At 66.8% G+C, this 21,946-nt stretch carries 22 protein-coding genes; 12 read left to right on the forward strand and 10 right to left on the reverse strand.

Translation table 11 applies throughout. From position 1 onward, the window contains the following. Positions 1-129 precede the first annotated feature (129 nt). Both ACIBK2_RS00885 and ACIBK2_RS00890 read left to right on the forward strand, forming a co-directional pair. Complete coding sequence (locus tag ACIBK2_RS00885; RefSeq protein ID WP_396962193.1) at positions 130-1,818, forward strand: ATP-binding protein; 1,689 nt, start codon at positions 130-132, stop codon at positions 1,816-1,818. Further along, positions 1,800-2,489: a response regulator gene (locus ACIBK2_RS00890; protein ID WP_396962196.1), complete on the forward strand. Its 690-nt coding sequence runs from the start codon at positions 1,800-1,802 to the stop codon at positions 2,487-2,489. The genes ACIBK2_RS00885 and ACIBK2_RS00890 overlap by 19 nt, the downstream gene beginning before the upstream one ends. A gap of 7 nt (positions 2,490-2,496) precedes the next feature. Here ACIBK2_RS00890 and ACIBK2_RS00895 read toward each other — a convergent pair whose 3' ends face one another. From ACIBK2_RS00895 to ACIBK2_RS00905, 3 genes are all read right to left on the reverse strand, one after another. Next, positions 2,497-2,946: a MarR family winged helix-turn-helix transcriptional regulator gene (locus ACIBK2_RS00895; protein ID WP_396962198.1), complete on the reverse strand. Its 450-nt coding sequence runs from the start codon at positions 2,944-2,946 to the stop codon at positions 2,497-2,499. Beyond that, positions 2,939-3,382: an SRPBCC family protein gene (locus tag ACIBK2_RS00900; RefSeq protein ID WP_396962200.1), complete on the reverse strand. Its 444-nt coding sequence runs from the start codon at positions 3,380-3,382 to the stop codon at positions 2,939-2,941. The genes ACIBK2_RS00895 and ACIBK2_RS00900 overlap by 8 nt, the downstream gene beginning before the upstream one ends. 65 nt (positions 3,383-3,447) lie before the next feature. Next, positions 3,448-4,020: a carboxymuconolactone decarboxylase family protein gene (locus ACIBK2_RS00905; protein WP_396962202.1), complete on the reverse strand. Its 573-nt coding sequence runs from the start codon at positions 4,018-4,020 to the stop codon at positions 3,448-3,450. Positions 4,021-4,089: 69 nt separating this feature from the next. On the opposite strand from ACIBK2_RS00905, the gene ACIBK2_RS00910 reads away from it, so the two are divergent. After that, positions 4,090-4,455 carry a winged helix-turn-helix transcriptional regulator gene (locus tag ACIBK2_RS00910; protein WP_396962204.1) on the forward strand — a complete coding sequence of 122 codons (366 nt, stop codon included), beginning with the start codon at positions 4,090-4,092 and terminating at the stop codon, positions 4,453-4,455. A gap of 91 nt (positions 4,456-4,546) precedes the next feature. Here the strand turns inward: ACIBK2_RS00910 and ACIBK2_RS00915 are convergent, their stop codons facing one another. The 3 genes from ACIBK2_RS00915 to ACIBK2_RS00925 all read right to left on the reverse strand — a co-directional run bounded on the left by ACIBK2_RS00915 (position 4,547) and on the right by ACIBK2_RS00925 (position 7,385). Next, positions 4,547-5,041: an LppP/LprE family lipoprotein gene (locus ACIBK2_RS00915; protein WP_396962206.1), complete on the reverse strand. Its 495-nt coding sequence runs from the start codon at positions 5,039-5,041 to the stop codon at positions 4,547-4,549. A 98-nt stretch (positions 5,042-5,139) separates the two neighbouring features. Next, positions 5,140-5,832, reverse strand: a complete 693-nt coding sequence (locus ACIBK2_RS00920; protein ID WP_396962208.1) for an HAD family hydrolase — start codon at positions 5,830-5,832, stop codon at positions 5,140-5,142. Next, positions 5,829-7,385, reverse strand: coding sequence for a mannitol dehydrogenase family protein (locus ACIBK2_RS00925; protein WP_357384232.1), 1,557 nt, complete (start codon positions 7,383-7,385; stop codon positions 5,829-5,831). The genes ACIBK2_RS00920 and ACIBK2_RS00925 overlap by 4 nt, the downstream gene beginning before the upstream one ends. Positions 7,386-8,036: 651 nt before the next feature. Here ACIBK2_RS00925 and ACIBK2_RS00930 point away from each other — a divergent pair. From ACIBK2_RS00930 to ACIBK2_RS00960, 7 genes are all read left to right on the forward strand, one after another. Next, entirely contained in the window at positions 8,037-9,086 is a 1,050-nt protein-coding gene (locus ACIBK2_RS00930) for a Gfo/Idh/MocA family oxidoreductase (RefSeq protein WP_396962211.1), read from the forward strand. A 123-nt stretch (positions 9,087-9,209) separates the two neighbouring features. Then, a complete protein-coding gene (locus ACIBK2_RS00935; protein ID WP_396962213.1) occupies positions 9,210-10,103 on the forward strand; it encodes a bile acid:sodium symporter family protein in 894 nt (297 codons plus the stop codon). Between the two features lie 100 nt (positions 10,104-10,203). Next, positions 10,204-11,913, forward strand: coding sequence for a protein kinase (locus ACIBK2_RS00940; RefSeq protein ID WP_396962215.1), 1,710 nt, complete (start codon positions 10,204-10,206; stop codon positions 11,911-11,913). Between the two features lie 47 nt (positions 11,914-11,960). Beyond that, positions 11,961-13,517 (forward strand): AMP-binding protein, encoded by a 1,557-nt coding sequence (locus tag ACIBK2_RS00945; protein WP_396962217.1) that lies wholly within the window; start codon positions 11,961-11,963, stop codon positions 13,515-13,517. Between the two features lie 9 nt (positions 13,518-13,526). Next, positions 13,527-14,324, forward strand: coding sequence for a M50 family metallopeptidase (locus ACIBK2_RS00950; RefSeq protein ID WP_396962219.1), 798 nt, complete (start codon positions 13,527-13,529; stop codon positions 14,322-14,324). A gap of 165 nt (positions 14,325-14,489) precedes the next feature. Continuing rightward, a complete protein-coding gene (locus tag ACIBK2_RS00955) occupies positions 14,490-15,374 on the forward strand; it encodes a DUF5995 family protein (RefSeq protein WP_396963991.1) in 885 nt (294 codons plus the stop codon). 66 nt (positions 15,375-15,440) lie between these two features. Continuing rightward, on the forward strand, positions 15,441-16,004 hold the full coding sequence (locus tag ACIBK2_RS00960; protein WP_396962221.1) for a type 1 glutamine amidotransferase domain-containing protein: 564 nt from the start codon (positions 15,441-15,443) through the stop codon (positions 16,002-16,004). Positions 16,005-16,163: 159 nt separating this feature from the next. On the opposite strand, the gene ACIBK2_RS00965 is transcribed toward ACIBK2_RS00960, so the two are convergent. From ACIBK2_RS00965 to ACIBK2_RS00975, 3 genes are all read right to left on the reverse strand, one after another. Continuing rightward, positions 16,164-16,673, reverse strand: a complete 510-nt coding sequence (locus ACIBK2_RS00965; protein ID WP_396962223.1) for a gluconokinase — start codon at positions 16,671-16,673, stop codon at positions 16,164-16,166. A gap of 63 nt (positions 16,674-16,736) precedes the next feature. Beyond that, positions 16,737-16,859, reverse strand: coding sequence for a hypothetical protein (locus ACIBK2_RS00970; RefSeq protein WP_396962225.1), 123 nt, complete (start codon positions 16,857-16,859; stop codon positions 16,737-16,739). Between the two features lie 120 nt (positions 16,860-16,979). Further along, entirely contained in the window at positions 16,980-17,855 is an 876-nt protein-coding gene (locus ACIBK2_RS00975; RefSeq protein WP_396962227.1) for a dihydrodipicolinate synthase family protein, read from the reverse strand. A 114-nt stretch (positions 17,856-17,969) separates the two neighbouring features. On the opposite strand from ACIBK2_RS00975, the gene ACIBK2_RS00980 reads away from it, so the two are divergent. After that, complete coding sequence (locus ACIBK2_RS00980) at positions 17,970-18,890, forward strand: LLM class F420-dependent oxidoreductase (protein ID WP_396963993.1); 921 nt, start codon at positions 17,970-17,972, stop codon at positions 18,888-18,890. Position 18,891: 1 nt separating this feature from the next. Next, entirely contained in the window at positions 18,892-19,752 is an 861-nt protein-coding gene (locus tag ACIBK2_RS00985) for a class I SAM-dependent methyltransferase (protein WP_396962229.1), read from the forward strand. Here ACIBK2_RS00985 and ACIBK2_RS00990 read toward each other — a convergent pair whose 3' ends face one another. Beyond that, complete coding sequence (locus ACIBK2_RS00990) at positions 19,753-21,696, reverse strand: CocE/NonD family hydrolase (RefSeq protein WP_396962231.1); 1,944 nt, start codon at positions 21,694-21,696, stop codon at positions 19,753-19,755. It abuts the gene before it with no gap. Positions 21,697-21,946 lie beyond the last annotated feature (250 nt).

A 21,946-nucleotide genomic window follows, 5' to 3' on the forward strand; every position in this document is an offset into this window, starting at 1 on the left:
GATCGAGGTAGAGCGAACGTACGTGGCCCCGGTCACACCGCGGAGCTTGTGCGCACAAGCCGTGCAAATGTCCGATTCGCTAGTTCTGCGCATTCTGCTCACGCCTGGGCAGTGGTCTATGCTGCGGCAATGGCGAATGAGGGCGCGCCTGCCGTGCGATTGAGGACTCAAGTTCTGCTGCTGCAGATCGTGGTGGTCACCCTTACCCTCGGCGTCGCCTTCGCCGTTTTCGGCTATCTCAGTGACCAACGGCTGCGCGACGGGTACGGCCAGCGCGCGCTCGCGATCGCGCGCACGGTCGCCGCCGATCCGGTGGTGCGGGACGAGGTGACCAGATACGCGCCGGGCGCGATCGGCACCGACCCGCAGCTGCGCGAACGGCTCGCCGCCGGGCCGCTGGAGCGGATCGCCGTGGACACAACGCAACGAACCGACGCGTTGTTCGTGGTGATCACCGACGACTCCGGGATTCGGCTGGCGCATCCGGACGCGGCGCGGATTACCGAGCATGTGAGCACCGATCCGTCGGGCGCGCTGGCCGGGCGCGAGGTGATCGCCGAGGAGCGCGGCACGCTCGGCGACTCGGTGCGGGCGAAAGTTCCTGTGCTCGAACCTGGTTCGGATCGGATCGTGGGCGCGGTCAGCGTCGGTATCTCCACTGATGCGGTGCGGGATCAGTTGCTCGATGACCTGGGGACGGCGGGGCTACTGGTCGGTGCCGCGCTGCTGGTCGGGATCGCGGGATCCATGTTGTTGGCTCGGCGGTGGCGCGGGCTGACGCTGGGGTTGGAGCCCGCCGAACTCGCCGAGTTGGTGCGCGGTCAGGCCGCGGTGTTGCACGGCATCGGTCGCGGCGTGCTGGCCGTCGACTCTTCTTGGCGCACAACGTTTGTCAATGACGAGGCGCGGCGGCTGCTCGGGATCGGCGCGGATATCGGGCGACCGGTGGACGAGATCGGGTTGACGCCACGGGTATTGGAAGTGTTCCGCGGGCTCGACGAGCAGCCCGCGTCGGCGACGGTCGGTTCACATATCGTTGTCGTGGCGGCGCGGCCGGTGCATCGGGACCGTCGTGATCTGGGCGCGGTGCTGACGGTGCGCGACCGGACCGATGTGGAGGCGCTGACTCGCCAGCTCGACGCCGTGCAGTCGATGAGCACGGTGTTGCGCGCGCAGCGGCACGAGTTCTCCAACAAGATGCACCTGATCAGCGGGCTGTTGCACGGTGGACGCACCGAAGAGGCTTCGCGTTCGATCGACGAGATGATCGGCGCGGGTCCACTCGGGGCCGCCGCGCCCGGTATCGACGCCATCCACGATGCCTACCTGCAGGCGTTCCTCGCCGCTAAGGCGGCACACGCGCGCGAGAGCGGCGTCGAACTGGTGCTCGGCCCGAACACCTGGGTGGACGGCAGCCTCGTCGATCCGGTCGACGTGACGACCGTGCTCGGCAATCTGCTCGACAACGCGATCGAGGCGGTGCGCGCCTCGGACAACCCGGTCAAACAGGTGGAAGTCGAACTGGTGCAGGAAGATTCGACGCTGCACATCGTGGTGGCCGACAGCGGTGACGGCGTCGCGCCGGAGCTGATCGATGTGCTGTTCACCGAAGGCACCTCCACCCGCGACAGCGGCGATGTGCCCGGTGGCCGCGGCGTCGGCCTCGCCCTGATCCGCCAGATCGCCCGCAATCACGGCGGCGATGTCCGACTAGCCAGTCCGCGCGGTGGCACTCCCCCGCTGACCGGCGCCGAATTCAATGCCCGCATTCCCCAAGTGCTCGTAGACAGCAAGGTGTCATGGCTCCATCAGACTTAACCGTTCTCGTCGTCGACGACGACTTCCGTGTCGCAAACTTGCATGCCGGAATAGTCGACTCCATCGCGGGTTTCACCGTCGCGGGCACCGCCAATACCTTGGCCGCCGCTCGCGACATCCTGGCCGTCGGACCGGTCGACCTGGCCCTCGTCGACGTCTACCTCCCCGACGGCTCCGGCATCGACTTCGTCCGCGAATTACGCTGCGACGCCATGGTTCTCACCGCCTCCACGGACAGCGGAGCCGTCCGCGCCGCCCTGTCCGCGGGCGCACTCGCCTTCCTCGTCAAACCCTTCCCGCACACCGAACTCGCCGCCCGCCTGGCCGCCTACGCCCGCTACCGCCGCATCCTCACCGCCCCGCAGGTGGACAACGCCCGAGTCGACGCCGCCCTGCAAGCCCTCCGCCCGGCCGGTAGCACCACCAACACCCCCACCACCGTCACCTCCCCCACCAAAGACCTTGTCCTGCACTCGATCCTGGAAGCAGGCACGCCCCTCTCGGCCGGCGAGGTAGCCACCGCCATCGGCATCTCCCGCGCCACCGCCCAGCGCTACCTCGCCACCCTCGTAGGCACCGGCACCCTCCGCATGAGCCTGCGTTACGGCAGCACCGGGCGGCCGGAACAGGAATACTCGGCGGCTACCCGGGAGGCCAGAACGGATCGTTGAGATCTGATCAGTCTTGATCGGTGCGCGGGATGCGTTGGGCGGCAATCGATTGCAGGCGGTCTCTGAGTTCGGTGCTGTCCGGGCCGAAGATCTCGGCGTCGGTGTCGACGACTATCTGGATGCCGCGGCGCGCCACGTCCTTGCCTGCCGTCGTTGCTTCGATGCGGAGGATGCGGGCGTCGGTCGTATCCGGACGGCGGGTGAGGAAGCCACGGTCCTCTAGTGCGCGAATGACTCTGGAGCCCATCATGCGATCGGCGCCGGCCATGTCGACGACCTGCTGCTGGGTGGGTAGGTCGCCGTGGCGGGCGAGCCAGCCCGCCGAGGCGAGGAGGTTGAATTGGGTCAAGGTCAACCCCAGCGGGCGGAGGTTTCGCTCGACGGTGGCGCGCCACTCCAAGGCGGCGTGGTGCAGCCAGAAGCCAGGGCTCTGCAGCGGGCCTTTCGGCTCAGCCATGGGCGACATCCGGCGCGAGCCTGCGCTGCGCCTCGCGTTCGAGGGCGGCGAAGCTCAGATGCATGTCGGAGCGAATGGCCTGCTCCCAGATGAGCCGGAAGATCGGGTGGAACGGGCCGTGTACCTCCATTCGTTTGACCACACGCACGGCACCGTCGGCGAGCGGCGCGTAGGTGTAGTGGCCGCGGATCTTGCCGAACGGGATGCGCGCTTCACTGGTCCATGAAACGCCCTCGTCGACCGCAGTGATCGTAAACGGTCCCGCTGGTGCGCCTTTGGGCTTCACCCAGCCCTTGGCGCCTGGCGCGAACGGTCCGTCGATGCGGGATTTCTCCTCGTGTGGATCCCAGTCGGCCCAGTGCGCGACGTCGGTGGCGGCCTGCCAGATCGACGCGATCTCTCCGCTGATGACGGCTTCTTCGGAAATGACGTACATGGCGCTCCCAGTTGTTGTTGCGACAACAGTATCTGTTGTCACAACAACAAGTCAAGGGCGGCCGTTCAGGCCGGGAAGCGGCGGGCCCACGGCTCGTGTTCGATGCGGGCGGTGTTGATTACGGAGCTGAGTAGGCGGTACCAGCCGGTGGTGGTGATCAGTTCGAGGATTTGGTCGTCAGGGTAGGCAGCGTGCAAGTCCGACCAAAGGGTGTCGGAAACTGTTGCGGTGTCGTGGATTTCGTCGACCAGACGGATGAGCATGGCGTCGTTGGGCGACCACGCGGGGTCGTCGGGCTTGCCTATGACGGTGGCCTCGATTTGTTCGGGGGTCAGTCCGACTTCGGGGGCCTGGAGTGCGGCATGGATGCCCCATTCGTATTCGGCGGCGGCGCGGGCGCAGGTGCGGAGGATGACTATCTCGCGGTCGCGGGGTGGGATGCGGCCGTGGCCGAGGATGCCCGCGCCCAGGGGACGCATTCGGCCGAAGAGGTCGTCGTGCAGGGCGAGCGTGCGGAAGAGGGCCAGGGGTTCGATGGCCGAGCCTGGTGGCATCCACTTGCGGAGTTGTGCCTCGATTTCGGGAGCATAGGGCGGGCTCAGGGGTGCGATGCGTGGGCTGGAGACGGTGTCGCTCATGGTCGATCCTCGTGCTGGCAGCAATAGCGGAGTATTCTTGCTTCGAAAATAAGAGCAAGGATGGTGACGATGGTAGCTTCGGAATCCGAAGCGAACAAGACTCCGGTGATCGGCGGGCCGGTGCGTGGGTCGCAGACCGGGCGGCCGATCATGGTGCTGCTGGATCTGCTCGGCAGGCGGTGGGCGCTGCGGGTGCTGTGGGAATTGCGCGACGGGCGCGCGGTGACGTTCCGGGAGTTGCAGGCGCTGTGCGGCGGCGTGTCGGCCAGCGTGCTCAACGATCGGCTGCGTGAACTCCGGGAGGCGCGGGTGATGGCTGCGGAACCGAACGGCTATCAGCTCAGCGCGGACGGCCTGGACCTCGTCGCCGCACTCGCGCCGTTACAAGTCTGGGTACAACGCTGGGCCGACGAAGACGCGGGACAACGGCCCTGACGCACGCCTGTTGATTTCACGCACCGGGTTTCGCATGCGGTACTCGGCACGAACGCACGCGGTTCTCAGTACGAAATCGACAGGCGCGCGCCTACTTCGGCGGCGTACCGATCATCCGGACTCTCTGTCCCTCCCAATGGAATTGGACGCGGGTGACGGTGCCGTCGGGGCAGGCGTTGCAGCTGCCGGGCGTCTTGTAGGCCAACCCGACGGTGTCGTCGGTGGTGCGGTCCACGTCCAGCGACGTGAATCCGTACGCCTCCTGCGTCGCGGTGCCGAGGTAGGCACCCTTGTGGAACAGCAACGCCTGGTTCGGCGAACTCCCTGTCGCCCCTTGCACCGTGATGATCGCGGTCGACAAGGTGGCGCACGGATCGAAATTGCCCTCGAACCCGCGCGGGTCGGTCGACCACGGTGCGTGCGTCACCGGCTCGACGGGCAGCGTTGCGACGGCGGACTGAATCACCTGCGCGGTCAAATCGACACCGCATTCGACGGGCAGGCCCGACGTCGTCGGATCCGCGTTGTGCACGTGGGTCTGCGATGACCCACTGTCGCCGTCGGCGGCACACCCGGCAGCCGCCATGACGAATCCAGCACACAGCACAACTACGGGCCGAGCCATCCGCACCACGAAAGATCCTCTTCAGGTCCGCCGACAGATTCGATCTAGCTCGGCACAGCCTAGGCGGTAGACGCGGTCGAGGGTGCGTTAGCCACGGCGAGATATTCGATCACTTGGTGCAGGTCCGGATACAGCCGGTGCGCGAGCCGCCGGGACTCCTCGGTCGGCTGCACCAGGTCGGGGACGAGGATGCAGCGCAGCCCCGCGGCGCACGCCGCACGCAGGCCGTTGGTCGAATCTTCCAGCGCGAGTGTCGTTTCCGTCTCGCCGCCGAGCGCGGCCATCGCCTTCAGGTACGGCTCGGGATCGGGCTTGCCCTTGGTCACGTCCTGCCGCGTGACCACCACGTCGAACCGGTCGGCGATGCCGGCCAGTTGTAGATGATGGTCGGCGCGGTCTCGCGACGACGAGGTGGCGATCGCCTTCGGCACCCCTTGCGCCTCCAGCGCGTCGAGCAGCGCCAGCGCACCCGGCTTGGTGGTCAGCCTGCCGCTGTCGACGAGCTGACGCAGGTGCACGTCGTGCAGCGCGAAGTACTCCTCCAGCGGGAAGCCCCGGCCGTACGCGGCCGCGGCGAGCGTCCGGCATCGATCGGCGGGCACGCCGATCATGCTGCGGCAGAACTCGATCGGCATCTCGTAGCCGAGCTCGGCGCCCGCGCTGACCAAGGACTCCATGGCCAGACTCTCCGAGTCGATCAGCAGGCCGTCCATATCGAAGACGACCGCCCGAACCGGACTTTCGGCGTTCACCCGTTGCTCCCTTCCGATTGCGGCGCCAACCGGCGCCGGACCGCGGCCTCGACACCGTCGCGGCTGATCTCGGCGAGGGCGTCACCGACCTGCCGCTGCACGTTCTCCAGTTCGGGTAGCGTGCCGAAAATATCGGTGCGCTGCAAGAACGCCTGCGCACAGCGGTGCGGATCGCTGTCGACCAGTACCGCGAGCGAATCTTCTCTCGGGTCGATGAGCTCCATTACCGCGCCGGGGGCGTGGCTCGCGGTGAACCAGCGGATCCACGCGGCGATCAGCAAGGTCGCGCCGGGGGTCGGCCTGCCCGCCTCGATGTTGTCGCGCAGTGCGTCGACGACCCGCGGCATCATCTTGTCCGAGCCGTTGCGGCCGATCCGCGTCATGTCTTGCGCGATAGCGGGATTGCGGAAGCGACGCATCAAATCGTCTACGGTCCGGCGCAATTCGGGCGTGCCGAGAGCCAGCGTCGGCCCCTGCTCGTCCAGCATGAACTGCCGGGCCAGCGCCGCGAGCGCCGGGCTCGCGGTCGCCTCGGCGATGGTGCGGTGACCCGCCACGCCACCGAGGTAGGCGAGCAGCATGTGCGTCCCGTTGAGCAGGCGCAGCTTGGCCAGCTCGTAATCCTTGACGTTGGAGACGAATTGGGCGCCGCCGAGTTCCCACTGCGGGCGCTCGCCCTCGAAATCCTCGATCGTCCAGGTCATGAACGGCTCGGCGGAGACCGGCGCGAGATCCTCGATGCCGCCCAGCCAGTTACGGGCCACCGCGGCGTCGGTGGGCGCGGTCGGCTGCACGATGCGGTCCACCACGCTGTTCGGGAACTGCACGTGCCTGGCGATCCACTCGGCGAGATGATCGTCGCGCATCAGGGCGAAATCGATGACAGCGCGGCGCAGCGTGCTGCCGTTGGCGCACATGTTGTCGCAGCTGATGATCACCGGCGGGGTGCTCCCCCGTCGCCTGACCAGCTCGAGGCCCTGCGCGAGCATGCCGATCGGGGTGATCGGCCTGGTCGGCGACCGCAGGTCGTGGCGGACGCCGGGGCAGTCCACTTCCAACCGCCCGGTGACCGGCGAAACGCAGTAACCGCTGGCCGTGACGGTGAGCGTGACGATCTTGACGCGCGGATCGGCGATTCGCTGCGGCACGCCGATCAGGTCGGTCGGCGCGTGTACGGCCTCGGTGATCGAGCCGACCACTTCCACCCGCGCCTGCCCGTCCTCGTGCAGCAGCGTGGTGTACAGGTGGTCCTGCGCCCGTAGCGCGTCGACCACCGTGGGGCGGTTGATCGCGACGGCGGCGATACCCCAGCGTGGATCGCCGGTCTCGTTCATCGCGTGCTGGGTTGCCAGGGCCTGGTGGGCCCGGTGAAACGAACCGCAGCCGAGGTGCAGGATGCCGGTGGTCAGGCTGCGCGGAGCAAACCCGGGCCTGGCGACCGTGGCGGGCAGCTTGGTGAGCATGTCGGTGGACAGGCGCGGCACCACCTTGCCCGGTATCCGGGATGTCAATTCGGTTCGAGTTTTCTTCGCCGTAATCAGCGGCACACGCATGTGCGGCCTCCGTGGGTCTGCGAGAAGGGGCGATATATAGAACGCCGTATCAGCATTGACTAAGCGACGTTTCACACGGTAGGTCAGCCTCGCCAGTATTTCGACAGCTAACCCCGAATCAGCCAACTGAAGGCAGTTCGCCGCAGGTCATCACCTGTATTGCAAAAATTCCGTAAAGCACCACTTCAGGCCGCGTGAATCGTCGGTAACTATTGGAAATACGTACTGCCAAAATGCACTGTCGTGACCTCTGTCACGCGCAGTCATTTCCGATTTGCCCGAAAGGGAACGCTTTAAGATTGCTCTAAGATTTGCTGAATAATTGCCGATTTTCGAGAGGGGAATACAACGTAAAGGGCGTCCATGTGCGGCAGCACGATGCCGAGAAGTGGTGCGGCAGTCATGTTTCCGTATGGAAGCATCACCGAGGCTGTCACGCCGCCCGGCAACCGCCGGGCACAGATCGTAAGCAAAGCTAAGGTTGCCTCGTGGTTGCGGAAGGGCCCGCTGTGCGAAACGAACGGATTCCACTTGGCAGCACGCCAGCGCACCTGAGACCACCGAGTCGCGCACCCGACGATTGTCGAGGTCGTCGGTGACGGCCAGTCGACCACGACCTGTATTCCTAGGACGATCCGCTAGCGTCGAGACATGAGCTTGGACGTCGCTGTAGTCGGGTACGGGTTGGCCGGATCGGTCTTCCACGCGCCGCTGATCGCCGCCGAACCGCGCATGCGCGTCGCGGTGGTGGTCACCTCGTCGGCCGAGCGGGCCGCGCAGGCCGAGCGGGAACACCCCAGCGTGCGCGTCGTCGCCACCACCGACGAACTGTTCGCGGACCCCACCAGCATCGATCTAGTCGTCATCGCGACGCCCAACCGCACGCATGCCCCGCTGGCGAAGCAGGCGTTGGACGCGGGCCTGCCGGTTGTGGTCGACAAGCCGTTCGCGGTATCGGTCGCCGAGGGCGAGGACCTGATCAAGCGCGCCGAGCAAGCCGGGCTTGCGTTGACGGTGTTCCAGAATCGTCGCTGGGACGGCGACTTCCTCACCGTGCGCGCCCTCACCGAGGCGGGTCGGCTCGGCGAGGTACGGCGCTTCGAGTCCCGATTCGAGCGCTGGCGCCCGGTGCCGAAGGGCGGCTGGCGGGAAGTGGGCAGCGCGGCCGACGGTGCCGGACTGCTCTTCGACCTCGGCAGCCATCTCATCGATCAGGCGCTGACGCTGTTCGGTCCGGTGAAATCGGTGTACTGCGAACTGGATCGGCGACGCGCGGACATACAGACCGACGACGACGCCTTCGTCGCGCTCACCCACACCTCTGGCGTCCGCTCCCATCTATGGATGAGTGCTGTTGCGCCGCAACTGGGTCCACGCTTCCGGGTGCTCGGGTCCCAGGCGGGCTACGTGACATACGGTCTCGATCCGCAAGAGAGTGCGCTGCGCGACGGTCGCCGCCCCGATGACGACAAGCCCTGGGGCACAGTCGAATCCGAGCACTGGGGTGTGTTCGGCGCCGAACCTGCCGTCGAACGTGTCCCCACCATCGCGGGCAATTACCCCGCGTTCTACGCCGAACTGGCTGCCGCCCTGCTGGATGGCGGTCGAGTTCCGGTCGACCCACGCGATGCCGTCGCGACACTGCGCGTGCTGGAAGCCGCGCGCCGATCGGCCGCCGAGGGCGTGGTCGTCGCCGGATAACCCGACTTTCAGCAGGCACACCCCCTCAGTTATTGGGCTGGCGACCAACGCCATACGTCGATAACGTCGACGCTCGGTGTCGGCCGTGGGTAGGTCGAGGGTTCAGGCTGAGAGGAGATCCCCATGGGTTCAACGATTTTCGCGGTGTTCCTGCCGCTGGCGCTGGCCCTGGTGATGTTCGGGCTCGGTTTGACCTTGGCCGTCGACGATTTCGCCAGGGTGCTGCGCTATCCGAAGGCCGCGGTGATCGCGCTGCTCTGCCAGATGGTGTTACTTCCGGCGGTCTGCGTCGGGCTGATCTATTTGTTCCAGCTCGAAGGTGCTCTCGCCGTTGGCATGCTGCTGCTCGCCGCGTCGCCGGGCGGGCCGTCGGCCAACCTGTTCAGCCACATCGCGGGCGGCAACGTCGCGTTGAATATCACGCTCACCGCGATCAATTCGGTGCTCGCCGTGTTCACCATGCCGCTGATCGTCGCGTTCGCGTACAGCCGATTCATGGACGGTGCCGGGTCGTTCGGGCTGCGGCCGGACAAGTTCGCGCAGGTGTTCGCGATCGTGCTGGTTCCCGTCGCGATCGGCATGTTCGTGCACCACCGGTTCACCGGGTGGGCCGAACGGATGCGCGGCAACGTCAAGATCCTCTCGATCGTGGTGCTCGCGCTCGTGGTGCTCGCGGCCGTGGCGAAGAACTTCAGCACGCTCACCGAGAACATCGGCACACTCGCCTCGCTCAGCCTGCTGTTCGCCGTGATCAGTCTGGCCGTCGGCTATTTCGTGCCGCGACTGTTCCAGGTCGAGGCCGATCAGGCGATCGCCTCGGCGATGGAGATCGGCATCCACAACGGCGCGATCGCGATCGCCATCGCGGGATCCGTGCTGCACAGTGACGCGATGGCCGTCCCAGGTGCGGTGTACGGGGTGTTGATGAACATTCCCGCCGCGATCGCGGCGTATCTGCTGGCCAGGTACGTCCGGCAAGATCGTCCAGAGCCGGTGCCCAGCGCGGTTGCCGGCTGAAACCGCACCAGCATTTGAGAAACGCCTGACTGAACCAGACACCGCGTCGAGCGGTAGGTAACCTTTCGATGTTCGACATTCGAAGGGAGCCAGCATCGCGATGCGACCGCTCGGCGCAGATGATCCCACGCGGATCGGCGATTACCGGTTACTCGGCGTGCTCGGTGCGGGCGGCATGGGCCGGGTGTATCTGGGACGCAATGCCGGTGGCCGCACGGTAGCGGTCAAGGTGATCCGGCCGGACCTGGTCGGCGACAACGAATTCCGGGAGCGGTTCCGGCGCGAGGTGACCGCCGCCCGACGGGTCGGCGGGCAGTTCACCGCGCCGGTCCTCGATGCCGACGTCGACGCGGACCCGCCCTGGCTGGCAACGGGTTACGTTGCCGGATTCTCGCTGACCGAAGCCGTCGACGAATACGGGCCGTTCACCGAGAGCTCGCTGATTGTCCTCGCGCACGGGCTGGCCGAGGCGCTGGTCGCCGTGCACGCCGCCGACCTGGTGCACCGCGACCTCAAACCGTCCAATGTGCTGCTGGCCCTCGACGGTCCCAAGGTGATCGACTTCGGCATCGCCCGCGCGATCGACGACAGTCAGTTCACCACCACCGGAAAGGTCATCGGCTCACCGGGATTCATGTGTCCCGAGCAGGTGACCGGCGATCCGGTCGGCCCGGCCAGCGATGTGTTCGCCCTCGGCGGCGTGCTGGTGTTCGCGGCCACCGGACAGGGGCCGTTCGGGATCGGCGAGATGGTGCAGATGCTGTGGCGCGTGGTGTACGAGGAGCCGCGGCTCGATGCGGTGCCAGAACGCCTGCGCCCACTTATCGCGGCCTGCCTCACCAAGGACCCGGCCGCTCGCCCGACCCCCGAGCGCATCATCGCCGATCTGACCGCCCTCGGCCTGCCCGGTCGCGGCGGCTGGCTCCCCGGACCGGCGTTGGAAGAGGTCAGCAGGCGTGCGGTGCAGCTGCTCGACCTGGATTCCGGGCCGTTCGATGTACCCGAGGCACTGAGCAAGCCCGCGAATCCGACCCGTACCGCCGAGACGGTGGTGCGGCCGTTCACGGATCCGAACGTGCGGACCGCCACGAGCCAGCCGGGGTCCGGTCAACCGGACGCCACGCCGCGATCGTGGTGGCAGGGTGCGCCCGATCCCGCGGGTCAGCCGTATTCCTATGGGCCGCAAGGTGGTCCGTACACACCGCCGCACCCACAGGAGTCAGCTGGTCCGCACGGCTACCAGCAATCACCTGGGCCGCAAGACGCCGCATACGGCTACCAGCAACCGGCGGCACACCCCGCACCACCGCCCACCCACCAACGCCCGCGCCGCCGTGCCGCATTGATTGCCGGTGCGCTGGTGCTGTGCCTCGTCATAGCGGTTGCCGCTTTCGTGATAACCAAGCAGTTCACCGGTTCCAACGGCGACACCGATCAATCCGTCGCGACGGCGGGCGGTCCTGCTGCCGAATTGCCGGAAGCGTTTATCGGCGAATGGAAAGGTGTAGCCAAGGACCAGGTCACCGGCTTCGACATCGTCCTGACGCTGAATGCCGGCACCGTCGGCGAGGAACTCGGCAGCTCGTCCAACACCGGGAAAGTCTCCGGCACGACATGCGGCCGAGCCGAGACATTGACGGCCGTCGCTGGCGAAGAACTCACGCTCACCGCACGACTCACCGAAGACGCAGGCGGCTGCAACGACGACGGCAACACAACGCACATCCAGCTACTCCCCGACGGCACGTTGTCCTATCGCACCGGCAGCGTCATCGGGGATATGGCCGGAATTCTGACCAAAACATCGTAACCCGGCTTGTGCTACCCGGTAGCTGAGGAAGTGGCAGACTGCGAATCATGGGCGATGCTTTGGGCAGCATGTCAACACCAACCATTACCTGCGCGGGCCGTGTTCGGTCGCAGGCCGAGGCGCATCAGCGGGCGGGAAGGCTAGCGGCCGCGCTCGCCGAGGCCGGGGTGAGACCCGGCGATCGGGTCGCGATGATGATTCGCAACGATATCGAGTTCGTCGAGGTTTCCCTGGCCGTCGCGGTGTGCGGGGCGAATTCGGTGCCGATCAATACGCGGTGGCAGGTGCCCGAGGTCGCGCATGTGCTCGCAGACAGTGACGCGCGGTTGATCATCGCGCACACCGAGTTCATCGATATCGCCGAACAGGCTGCGCCGCAAGAAGATACGGCAATTCTGGAGGTCGAGATGCCGCGCGAGCTGCTCGCCGCGGCGGGGCTGGACGCGGCACTGGCCGAGCCAACCGGCAGGCACTCGACCCTGGAACAATGGATAGAAACGCATCCCGAGCCGCTCGGCCGCATCGAGGGCTCGCGCGACGACTCGACCGGCCTGATCTACACCTCCGGCACCACCGGAAAACCCAAAGGCGTGCTGCGCGAACGGATGACGCCGCACCAGTGGTTATCGGTGGCCGGCAGCGCGGCCAAACGACTCGGCCTCGCCCCACGCGGGCAGGCGGTGATCCCCGGGCCGCTGTACCACGCCAGCCCGAACGGTATCGCGACGCTCGCGCTGCGGGTCGGCACCAGCATCACGATCATGCCGCGCTGGGATGCCGAACAGTTCCTGCGCATCGTGGACGAGCGCCGCATCACCCAGGCCAAGGTGGTGCCGACCATGCTGTCACGGCTGCTGTCGTTGCCCGCGGACGTGCGCGGCCGCTACGACGTCTCCAGCCTCACCCACCTCATCCACTCGTCGGCGCCCTGCCCGCCCGCGGTGAAGCGGGCCGCGATCGACTGGTTCGGTGACGCGCTGGTCGAGTACTACGGCTGCGCCGAAGCGGGCACCATCACCTGGATCTCCGCGAGCGAATGGCTGGCTCATCCCGGCAGTGTCGGCCGACCGGCGGACGGCGCGGCCGCCGTCATCGTCGATGATGCGGGCGAACCGTTACCCGCGGGCGAGACCGGCCGGGTGTTCGTGCGCGGCGCCGATTACTGGCCGAAGTTCCGCTACCTGCACGACAACGGCGAAGCGGACAGTCCGGTACCCGGATTCCTAGCCATCGGCGACCGCGGCTACCTCGACGACGACGGCTTCCTCTATATCACCGGACGCGCCAACGACCTCATCATCTCCGGCGGCGTGAATATCTACCCCGCCGAGATCGAGAACGCGATCATGGCCCTGGACGGCGTCGAGGATGTCGCGGTGTTCGGCATCGCGCACCACGGCGATCTCGGTGAAGTCGTTGCCGCCCAGGTTGTTCCGCGTCCCGGCGCCGAGCTCACCGAAGAAAGCATCCGCGCCGGGCTGGCCGGGCAGCTCGCCGCGTACAAGGTGCCGAGTGTGTTGCGGATCGTGGCCGAACTCCCCCGCGACGATGCGGGCAAGATCTACAAACGTCAGCTCCGAGCGGAGATGTCCGACGCCGGATAAGGTGCGGCGGTGGACAGAGCCGAATGGGTCGAGCATGGCACCTCCATCGTCGACCGCTTGACGACAACGCAAACCCAGCCGCCGTGGTGGTTGGTGGCCGGTGCCGGCGTGGTGGCGCTCGTGCTGGTGGGATACACGCCCATCTGGCGGTTCACCCGCAATATCGTCACCATCGCGCACGAGGGCGGGCATGCGCTGGTCGCGCTGCTCACCGGGCGCAAGCTGAACAGCATCCGATTACATTCGGACACTTCGGGTCTCACCGTGTCGAGCGGAAAGCCCTACGGCCTCGGCATGATTCTCACGACGATGGCGGGCTATCCGGGGCCGCCGCTGCTCGGGCTGGCCTTCGCCGCGTTGCTCGGCGCGAGCCGGATCACGCTGATGCTGTGGGTGGCCATCGTGCTGCTGGCCGCGGTGCTGATCATGACGCGCAATGTCTACGGCATGCTGACGGTGTTCGCGGTCGGCGCGACCGTATTCGCGGTGTCCTGGTTCGGCGCCGACACGCTGCAGGCGGGTTTCGCCTACCTGGGCGCCTGGTTCCTGCTGCTCGCCGGGGCGCGGCCGGTGATCGAATTGCAGCGCGGGCGGTCTCGGCAGTTGCGTAGCCGATACCAGGAGGATGTCGCCTCTGATGCCGATCAGCTCGCGCGGCTCACGCACCTGCCCGGGCTGCTGTGGGTGATGGTGTTCGGGGTGATTGCGGTGGGGTCGCTGGTCATCGGTGCTGGTTTTCTGATCTCCGATATCTCCGGGATCTGTCTGCAGAGCGTGACCGGCGGGACCTGCCCGACCGGGCAGTAGGGGCAGGTTTCGTCGCAGCGTGCGCAACGAAGGGCGGTCTGGGTCGGCTAATGTTGGGCCACCTCCGGTTTCGCCGGAAATGTCTCGACCCAGCCTCGCCGTCGCCGAACGTCAGCGCATGTTCGCCGACGTACCACGCGGCGCGTGAACATCCCGGAGCAGCACATGATCACCACCATCCGCCTCGCTCTCGTCTCTGCTTTGCTGCTCGGCGGTGCCACGCTGTTGGGCGCGGGCCAGGCCGGGGCTGCCGTCGATTCCGCCTGTGGCACTGCGTTGTCGCCCGCCGAGGTCTCTTCGATCGCTGATCTCTCGGACACCAGCAAGCTCACCGGCTCCTCGCTGGAACAGCTGGAACAAGCCGTCGAACAGCATCGGCAACTCACCCAGATCCTGGTCGAACATCGTGATCTGCGCGGTGTGTTCGCGCTCGGTCTCGACGCCGTCGAGCAGGCCGCGGTGATGCCGTTGCAGCGCGACCCGGCCGCGTTCGCCGATCCCGAGTGGGCGCATCGGATCAGTCTCGAACTGCTGTCCCGGTTCCTGCGCAACGTGCACGCCGAATTCACGGGCGCTCCGACGGATCCGCAGTGGGCCAACTACTTCGACCTCACGCGCCGCTGCGACCTGTCTCCGGCTCGCGTCGCGATGGCCGGATACGACGCTCATCTGTCCGTCGATCTGTCCTACGCGGTGGCCGCGGTCGGCGGCACGCCCGCGAACGCGCCCGACTATTTCAAGATCGTCGACTCGATCGCGCAGCAGGGTTCGTTGATCGTGAGTTCGACCAAGGAGATCTATCACGGCGACCTCGGGCCGCTGTGGCGGTTCTACTTCGTCGGTGAAGGCCTTGATCTGGTCGTCGGCCAAGGTGTGGGCACGCCGCAGCTGCTTCGCCTCGCCGACGCGGGTGCCAACGTGGTGATCTTCGGTAACGGACTCGCGCTGACCGATCCTGCGCTCGCGCCGGCAGCCCGGGTCGAGATCGACGCGCTGTGGCGCAGTGCCGACGTGGCGTTCGAGGTGCTGACCAGGCTCGGCGGACTGTAGAGGTTTAGCTTTCCGGATTCGCGGCACGCCTACTCCTGGGACGAACGATGGAAGGGAGTTGTCGGCATGCCGGAAGACCTGAATGGGACGCGCGTACTGATCATCACTTCGAATACGGGCGTGGAGCGCGATGAGCTGCTGGTTCCGCAGAAGGAGCTGAAGGGGCGGGGTGCGTCCGTCGTGCACGCCGCGCCCAAGAACGAGCAGGTGCAGACGTTCGAGCACGACACCGAGAAGGACGTGACCGTGCAGCCGGATTCGGCGCTCGAAGATGTCTCGGTGGACGACTTCGACGTGCTCGTGGTGCCGGGTGGCACGGTCAACGCCGACAAGCTGCGTGCGGAGGATCGGGCCGTCGAATTGGCCAAGGCGTTCGCCGCCGCGGGTAAGCCGATCGCCGCGATCTGTCACGGGCCGTGGTTGCTCGTCGAGGCGGAACTCACCCCGGACAAGACGCTGACCTCGTACTTCTCACTGCGCACGGACGTGATCAACGCGGGCGGACGGTGGGTCGATCAACCGGTGGTGCGTTCGGCCGAGAACGGCTGGGCACTGATCACCTCCCGCAATCCGGACGACCTTCCCGATTTCTGCCGGGCGATCGGTGACGAGCTGATCAAGAAGGCATAGGCCGAGGGGCTGAACTAGACCAACTGCACGGTGCGGTCCAGAACGGCGGAATGAATACCGACGGACGTGTCCCGCAGGTAGGCCGTCGCAGTTCGTGCGCTTTCCGGTATTCCCCGGTTGCGAGGGCCGCTGTGTGTCGCCGCAGTGGATTCGACGGCGTCACTGGTCGCGCAGTGCCGCCGATGTTTCGCGAGCCAGTTCGGCTGGGTCGCGGGTCGCGTCGACGGTCGTGCCGCGTTCGTCGTCTGCTAGGGGCTCGAGCGCGGCCAGTTGTGAGTCGAGCAGGCTCGATGGCATGAAATGGCCGGTGCGGTCGGTCATTCGGTGCGCGAGTTCTTCGTGTGACGCGGCCAGGTGTAGGAAGTATGCGTCGGGGGCGGCGGCGCGCAGTCGGTCTCGGTAGGCGCGTTTCAGCGCTGAGCAGGTGACTACGCCGCCTTGCTCGGTGTGTTCGGCCAGCCACGCGGCGACCGTGTCGAGCCAGGGCGCGCGGTCGGCGTCGTCCAGTGGGATGCCCGCGGCCATCTTCGCGATGTTGGCCGACGGGTGGAAGTCGTCGCCCTCGGCGTATTCGACCCCGAGTTCGGCGGCGAGTGCCCGGCCGACCGTCGATTTGCCGGACCCCGACACCCCCATCACAACCACGACGGGCAGCGCTCGCTCCGGCACATCGGCTCCTTTGCTCGGTGCGCGCCGCCCCACGGTGGGCGGTGCGACATGTCCGAACAGACATTAGCGCGGCCGCCACGAGGCCTGGTCGAGCACCAGCACCAGCAACGGCAACGGCAACGGCAACGGCAACGGCAACGGCAACGGCAACGGCAACGATCCGCGATGGGCCGCATCACGCGGCACCGGAATCCGGCCGCCCGCGGACGATCACCCTGGCCCGTCACTTACTCGGCCGATCACCCTGGCCCGTCACTCAATCGGCCGATCCACCCCGGCCCGTCACCTACTCGGCGGCACTCGGCATCATCGGCCGACCGCCGCGATCAGTTCAGCGAGCGCGCGACGAGTGTCGTTGTCCACCGGCAGCAGCGGCGGTCGCGGGTCGCCCGCGTCGATGCCGAGTGCACGCAAGCCCGCTTTGACAGTCCTCGGCAGGCCGCCTCGGCTCATCGCGACGAGCAATGGTTCCAACCGCTCGAAAAGCCCTGTCGCTGTGTCGACTTCACCCGCCGTCAGCAGCCGCCACACTGCCACGATCTGCTCCGGCACCAAACACGGTGCGGCCGTGCACCATCCGGCGGCACCGGCGTCGAATGCTCGCAGGGCAAGCCGATTACTTCCATTGAAGAACGGCACGTCCGCACCGAGCTCCGCGATTCGCCGCATCCGCGCGATATCTCCGCTGGATTCCTTGATCATCGTGATGTTGTCCACGCACGCGACGAGATCCACCAGAAACTCCGGTGTCATGTCGATGCCGCTGGTGCCGGGATTGTTGTAAGCCATGATCGGCAGCGCTACCGCGTCGGCGACCGCGGTGAAGTGCCTGCGCAGCTCCACCTCGGTCAATCGCCAGTAAGCCACCGGCAACATCATCAGCGCCGTGGCGCCGAGCCGTTCGGCAAGTCGCGCCCGCGCGATCGTCCCTGCCGTGGTCAACTCCGACACCCCGATCACCGTCGGCACCCGCCCATCGACCTGCTCCACGCAGATCGACGCCACCGCCGCCCATTCCTGATCGTCGAGATACGCGCTCTCCCCGGTACTCCCGAGTGGCGCAACAGCATCCACGCCCGCGTCGACCAGTCGATCCACCAGGCCCCGCAACACCCCTTCGTCGACCTCGCCGCTGTCGGCACTGAACGGCGTCACCGGATACGCCACGATCCCCGTGATCATCGAACCTCCCTTACCTCGTCCCCATCATCACCCGGGTGGCGGAATTCATAGTGAGGGATGGGCCGCATGCCCCGGTCGTACCGTCCGGAAGTGTGCTCGGGCACCATGGTGATCATGGAATTGCGCATCTTCACCGAGCCGCAGCAGGGTGCGAGCTATGACACGCTGTTGACCGTTGCGAAAGCCACCGAGGACCTGGGATTCGACGCGTTCTTCCGGTCCGACCACTACGCGGCGATGGGCGGTGGGGACGGCCTGCCCGGGCCCACCGATGCCTGGATCACGCTGGCCGGACTGGCCAGGGAGACCAAGCGGATCCGCCTCGGCACGCTGGTCACCGCCGCCACCTTCCGGCTGCCAGGACCGCTGGCGATCCAGGTCGCCCAGGTGGACCAGATGTCCGGTGGCCGTGTGGAACTCGGCCTCGGCAGCGGCTGGTTCGCCGACGAGCACGCCGCCTACGGCATCCCGTTCCCCGCGGACAAGTTCGCGCGGCTCGAGGAACAGCTCGCGATCATCACCGGGCTGTGGTCGACCAAGCTGGGTGACACGTTCGACTTCGACGGCAAGCACTACCAGTTGACCAACTCCCCCGCGCTGCCCAAGCCGGTGCAGGATCCGGTGCCGGTGCTGATCGGCGGACACGGCGCCACCCGCACGCCGCGGCTGGCCGCACAGTACGCGACCGAGTTCAACATGCCGTTCGCCTCGATCGAGGACAGCGCCGCCCAGTTCGAGCGGGTCCGCGCGGCAGCCGTGGCACACGGTCGCCGGGCCGACGACCTGGTCTACTCGAACGCCCTCGTCGCCTGTGTCGGTGCCGACGACGCCGAGGTGGCGCGCCGGGCCGCGGCGATCGGTCGCGAGGTCGACGAGCTGAAGGCGAACGGCCTGGCCGGTTCGCCCGCCGAGGTGGTCGACAAGATCGGCCGCTACGCCGAGATCGGCGCGCAACGGATCTACCTGCAGATACTGGACCTCGCTGATCTCGACCACCTCGAGTTGATCGCCGGTCAGGTGCAAGGGAAGCTCTGATATGGAGGTCGGGAAGCCGAGCCGGACGGCGCTCGCCACCGCGCATGCGCGCGCCTATCATCAGATCGCTCCCGAGCCTCGTGTATTCACCGATCCCTTGGCTGCGGCGATCATGGGCTTGACCGCTGCGGAGCTGACCGACCAGACCATTGCCGCGACGGCGGGCGAGGACATCGCCTTTCATCGCGTCCGCCGGTTGCTCATGGCAAGCCGGTCGCGCTTCGCGGAGGAGATGGTCGCCGACGCGGTGGCGGACGGGGTGCGGCAGGTGGTGATCCTCGGCGCGGGATTGGACACCTTCGCCTACCGCAACCCCGATCCGACGCTGCGGGTATTCGAAGTCGACCATCCCGCGACGCAGGCGTGGAAACGTCAGCTGCTCGCCGCGGCCGGAATCGCCATCCCCGATTCGCTGACCTTCGCACCGATCGACTTCGAGACTGAAACGCTGGCAACAGGTTTGGCCTCGGCGGGCTTCGCCAGAGACCGGCCTGCCGCCTTCGTCTGGCTGGGCGTCGTGATGTATCTGACCAGGGACGCCATCCAGTCGACCTTGCGCTACCTGGCCGAGCAGGCGACCCCGGTTCGGTTGGCGCTGGATTACATCCCGCCGGCCTCCGATGCCGCACCGGAACACCGCGCTCAATTACAAGCGAGAGCGGACCGCCTGGCCGCGCTCGGCGAACCATTGTTGAGTCACTTCACCGCCGCCGAACTGGCGGCGGAGTTGCATGCCGCGGGCTTCGACGGCGTCGAAGACCTCAGCGCACCCGACCTTATCGCGGGCTATGTCGGCCAGGACGAACTCGGGCCCGAGCCGGAGCGGCTGCACGCCCGCGTCGCGCGCGCCATCCGCAACTGATCAGCCGAGCGGCCTGCTGGTCGGCAGGTTCACAAAGCTCGGCTCGGCCGGATCCAGTTGCAGGGACTGCGGTTTGAGCTCGGTGTTGTTGAGCAGCGGCCGGAACGGCAGTGCCTTGGGCGAGTTTCCGGCGAAGACATCGACGCGCAGTCGATGTCCGGGCCGCAGCACCGCCTGGATCGGGATGACGGCGATGTCCAGCGCTACCGGCTTACCCGGGACCACGGGCAACATGCTGTCCAGGGTGATCGGGTTGTACGGGGCGGTGTAGTCGCCGTTGGACGAGCGGGTGCTCTTCGCCTCGTCGACCGCGCGCATCGACGCGGTGAGCTGGCCGGTGCTCAACACGGTCGAAGTCCCCTCCGGGGCAACGTCGTTCACGGTGACCGCCCAGTATCCGTCGGTCGCTTCGTGGATCGTGTTGAGGTGCAGGTTGATCGGGCCGGAGATGACCGTGGGTTCGGTGACCGGTGTGCCGGTGAAGGTCAGTGCGTCGTGTTCGGCGATGCGAGAGTCCTTGGCGCACATATCCAATACCGCGGTCATCCCGGCGGCGCCCTGGGCGGTATCACGCGAGCAGGCGTTGGCGAAGCCGGGCGAGACCGTCAGTGTGCGGGGCTCGTCGGGCTTTGTCGCGGACAGTGATCCGTCGTAGCCGCTCTCGGCGGTGCCGCTGGGCGTCGCGGACAGGTAGACCCGGCGATGGGTGGTGTCGGCCTGCGGGAATTGTCCCAGTGTCCGCCAGCCGCCGCCCTGTTCCCACACGGTCACCGGCCCGAATTCGCCGATGCCGTGGTCGATGTCCTTGAGCCACTTGTCGAACCACACTCGCTGCAACACCTCCAGGCGCGCCGGCCCGCCGGGCGCACCCGTGCCGGCACCGGGATTCGCGTGATAGGTGTCGCCGACGAGCAGCTGTTTCTGGTTCGCGGGCAACGGGATCGCGTTGAACAGCGTGGTCGCGCTGTTGGCGAAGATGTCGTGCCAGCCGCCATAGACGAAGGTGGGCACCGTGATTCGCTCCGGATGTCCGAGAATGGCCTGCCGGAAGTCGCTGTCGTGGTCCAGCGCGGCGGCCAGCGTCTGGGGAACCTGGTCGAGCGTCGGTGTGAGCAGCGCCTGGGTCAGCAGATCGTAATTCGTTGCCGGGTCGGCCATCCGGTCGTGGAACCACCGCCAGTCGAAGGTGCCGTTCAGCATCGATCGCACGTCGGGGATCAGCTTCGTCTGGTTCACGTTGCTCAGCCAGAGCGGCAGGAAGGTGGTGCCGATGCCGCCGCCCGGCGCGACGACATCACGCATGAGATCGCTACCCGGTTCGACCGGGAAGATGGCTTTCAAAGGGCCAGGGGCGTTTTCGGCCGCGCGGAGCTGCGTGATGCCCGCGTAGGAGCCGCCGCTCATGCCGACCTTGCCGGTGGACCATCGCTGGGCCGCCGCCCACTCGATCACTTCACGGGTGTCCAACTGCTCGCGGGTGCCGAGGGTGTCCCACGTGCCCTGGGAGAAGCCCGTCCCGCGCACATCCGCGACCACCAGGGTGTATCCGCTGCGGATCAGGCTGCGGTCGATGCCGAGGACGGTCTGCACGGTGCCGCCGTCGAGTGCGTGCAGCAGATCGCCGAAGCCGCTGATCGGCGTGCCGGATAGGTTCATCCGGCTCAGCAGGCCCAGTACCATGGGCTGGAGATCGGGCGTCGCCATTGCCGAATCAACCAGGTTGGACAGCAGTTTGGTGTACGGCGTGAGGTTCACGATGGTCGGCAGCGGCTGCTGTTCCACCGCTCCCGACGCGTCCACCGGCCGGTACACGTTTGCCTTGAGCATGACGCCGTCGCTCATCCGGATCGGGACGTCCCAGTCGATGTGCACGTCGGCGTACGGTTGCGGCCCGTCGTGCAGTGCCGTCCATTGTTCGCTGGGCGCGGCCGTCGCTGTTCCCATCGCAAACCCACCGCCAACCACAACGATCGATAGCACCGTCGCCAATCGAGCCATGCGGACAAACCGTTGTGCCACTTGCTGCCCCGAAAGCATCCTGCTCCTCGACCGATGTGCCGCACGTTGATGGGGTTACGCAGTACCGGAGGCACAACATAGCAATCTGTTCGCAAATAGCCGGGAGGTACGGCCCGGTCGGTTTGTCGCACGGGCAGCCGTGCGACAAACCGATCCGGTTGTGCGGTAGCGCATT

Origin of the sequence: Nocardia sp. NPDC050175 (genome assembly GCF_044459885.1) — a bacterium.
In the GTDB taxonomy this organism is placed as follows: domain Bacteria; phylum Actinomycetota; class Actinomycetes; order Mycobacteriales; family Mycobacteriaceae; genus Nocardia.

Bases quoted from the DNA above. Each gene is read 5' to 3' on its own strand.
- ACIBK2_RS00885 (WP_396962193.1), top strand. From the start codon at position 130: ATGGCGAATGAGGGCGCGCCTGCCGTGCGATTGAGGACTCAAGTTCTG.
- ACIBK2_RS00890 (WP_396962196.1), top strand. From the start codon at position 1,800: ATGGCTCCATCAGACTTAACCGTTCTCGTCGTCGACGACGACTTCCGT.
- ACIBK2_RS00895 (WP_396962198.1), bottom strand. From the start codon at position 2,946: ATGGCTGAGCCGAAAGGCCCGCTGCAGAGCCCTGGCTTCTGGCTGCAC.
- ACIBK2_RS00900 (WP_396962200.1), bottom strand. From the start codon at position 3,382: ATGTACGTCATTTCCGAAGAAGCCGTCATCAGCGGAGAGATCGCGTCG.
- ACIBK2_RS00905 (WP_396962202.1), bottom strand. From the start codon at position 4,020: ATGAGCGACACCGTCTCCAGCCCACGCATCGCACCCCTGAGCCCGCCC.
- ACIBK2_RS00910 (WP_396962204.1), top strand. From the start codon at position 4,090: ATGGTAGCTTCGGAATCCGAAGCGAACAAGACTCCGGTGATCGGCGGG.
- ACIBK2_RS00915 (WP_396962206.1), bottom strand. From the start codon at position 5,041: ATGGCGGCTGCCGGGTGTGCCGCCGACGGCGACAGTGGGTCATCGCAG.
- ACIBK2_RS00925 (WP_357384232.1), bottom strand. From the start codon at position 7,385: ATGCGTGTGCCGCTGATTACGGCGAAGAAAACTCGAACCGAATTGACA.
- ACIBK2_RS00930 (WP_396962211.1), top strand. From the start codon at position 8,037: ATGAGCTTGGACGTCGCTGTAGTCGGGTACGGGTTGGCCGGATCGGTC.
- ACIBK2_RS00935 (WP_396962213.1), top strand. From the start codon at position 9,210: ATGGGTTCAACGATTTTCGCGGTGTTCCTGCCGCTGGCGCTGGCCCTG.
- ACIBK2_RS00940 (WP_396962215.1), top strand. From the start codon at position 10,204: ATGCGACCGCTCGGCGCAGATGATCCCACGCGGATCGGCGATTACCGG.
- ACIBK2_RS00945 (WP_396962217.1), top strand. From the start codon at position 11,961: ATGGGCGATGCTTTGGGCAGCATGTCAACACCAACCATTACCTGCGCG.
- ACIBK2_RS00955 (WP_396963991.1), top strand. From the start codon at position 14,490: ATGATCACCACCATCCGCCTCGCTCTCGTCTCTGCTTTGCTGCTCGGC.
- ACIBK2_RS00960 (WP_396962221.1), top strand. From the start codon at position 15,441: ATGCCGGAAGACCTGAATGGGACGCGCGTACTGATCATCACTTCGAAT.
- ACIBK2_RS00975 (WP_396962227.1), bottom strand. From the start codon at position 17,855: ATGATCACGGGGATCGTGGCGTATCCGGTGACGCCGTTCAGTGCCGAC.
- ACIBK2_RS00980 (WP_396963993.1), top strand. From the start codon at position 17,970: ATGGAATTGCGCATCTTCACCGAGCCGCAGCAGGGTGCGAGCTATGAC.
- ACIBK2_RS00985 (WP_396962229.1), top strand. From the start codon at position 18,892: ATGGAGGTCGGGAAGCCGAGCCGGACGGCGCTCGCCACCGCGCATGCG.
- ACIBK2_RS00990 (WP_396962231.1), bottom strand. From the start codon at position 21,696: ATGGGAACAGCGACGGCCGCGCCCAGCGAACAATGGACGGCACTGCAC.